1 protein-coding gene is annotated in these 1,929 nt (G+C 68.7%); it reads left to right on the top strand.

The window, feature by feature from the left end; all coding sequences use genetic code 11:
- On the top strand, positions 1–1,929 hold a 1,929-nt coding region (acs, locus tag RISW2_RS22735), incomplete at its 5' end, for an acetate--CoA ligase (protein ID WP_043775659.1).

Raw genomic sequence — 1,929 nt, 5'->3', positions numbered from 1 at the left:
CCGAGCGATGCGATCCGTGCGCGAGCGCATGTGGATGGTGCGCGGTACGAGGAGATGTACGCGCGCTCGGTTTCGGATCCGGAGGGGTTCTGGTCGGAGGCGGCGGAGCGGCTCGACTGGATGCGGGCGCCGCAGCGGATCAAGGACGTGGACTTCACGCATGGCCGCGTGGCGATCCGGTGGTTCGAGGACGGCACGCTGAACGTGGCGGCGAACTGCGTCGACCGGCACCTGGCCGAGCACGGCGCGCGCACCGCGATCGTCTGGGAGCCGGACGACCCGTCCGAGCCGGCGCAGCACATCTCCTACCGCGCGCTGCACGAGAACGTCTGCCGCATGGCGAACGTGCTCAAGGACCACGGCGTCGGCCGCGGCGACCGGGTCGTGCTCTACCTGCCGATGATCCCCGAGGCGGCCTATGCCATGCTCGCCTGCGCGCGGATCGGCGCCATCCATTCCGTCGTCTTCGCCGGCTTCTCGCCCGACGCGCTCGGCCAGCGCATCAACGGCTGCGGCGCCAAGGTGGTGATCACCGCCGACGAGGCGCCGCGCGGCGGCCGCCGGACCGCGCTCAAGTCCAACGCCGACAAGGCGCTGATCCACTGCGACGACCGCGTGAAGTGCCTCGTGGTCAAGCGCACCGGCGGGCAGACCACCTGGACCGAGGGCCGCGACGTGGACCTGACCGCCGCGATGCGCGCGGCCGCGACCGACTGCCCGGCCGAGGAGATGGGCGCCGAGGACCCGCTCTTCATCCTCTACACCAGCGGATCGACCGGCCAGCCCAAGGGGGTTGTGCACACCAGTGGTGGATATCTGGTTTACGCCGCGCTGACCCACGAGGTCACCTTCGACTACCATCCGGGCGACGTCTACTGGTGCACCGCGGATGTGGGGTGGGTCACCGGGCATTCCTACATCATCTATGGGCCGCTCGCGAACGGCGCCACCACGCTGATGTTCGAGGGCGTGCCCACCTGGCCCGATGCGAGCCGCTTCTGGCAGGTCTGCGAGAAGCATTCCGTGACCCAGTTCTACACCGCGCCCACGGCGATTCGCGCCCTCATGGGCCAGGGCAACGACTTCGTAACCGGCTGCGACCTATCTTCGCTGCGAATCCTGGGAACGGTGGGCGAGCCGATCAACCCCGAGGCCTGGACCTGGTACAACGAGGTGGTGGGGCAGAACCGCTGTCCCATCGTCGACACCTACTGGCAGACCGAGACCGGCGGCCACCTGCTGACCCCGCTGCCCGGCGCGCACGCGACCAAGCCCGGCGCGGCCATGAAACCCTTCTTCGGCGTCCAGCCCGTCGTGCTCGACCCCGAAAGCGGACAGGAGATCGAGGCGACGGAGGCGACCGGCGTGCTGGCCTTCCGCGACAGCTGGCCCGGCCAGATGCGCACCGTCTGGGGCGACCACGAGCGGTTCGAGAACACCTACTTCCAGCAGTACAAGGGCTACTACTTCTCCGGCGACGGCTGCCGCCGCGACGCCGACGGCGATTACTGGATCACCGGCCGCGTCGACGACGTCATCAACGTCTCCGGCCACCGCATGGGCACCGCCGAGGTCGAAAGCGCCCTCGTCGCCCACGAGAAGGTCGCCGAGGCCGCCGTCGTGGGCTACCCCCACGACGTCAAGGGACAGGGCATCTACTGCTACGTCACCCTGATGAACGGCGTCGAGCCCTCCGACGACCTCCGCAAGGAGCTGCGCAACTGGGTCCGCCAGGAAATCGGCCCCATCGCCTCGCCCGACCTCATCCAGTGGGCCCCGGGCCTGCCCAAGACACGCTCCGGAAAGATCATGCGCCGCATCCTGCGCAAGATCGCCGAAAACGATTACGGCGCACTCGGCGACACCTCGACCCTCGCAGACCCCGCCGTCGTCGACGACCTCATCGAAAACCGCATGAACAAGGGGTGA

This window comes from Roseivivax isoporae LMG 25204, assembly GCF_000521865.1.
In the GTDB taxonomy this organism is placed as follows: domain Bacteria; phylum Pseudomonadota; class Alphaproteobacteria; order Rhodobacterales; family Rhodobacteraceae; genus Roseivivax; species Roseivivax isoporae.
Note: the sequence above shows the minus strand (reverse complement) of the source record. Positions and strands in the feature narration are given on the sequence as shown.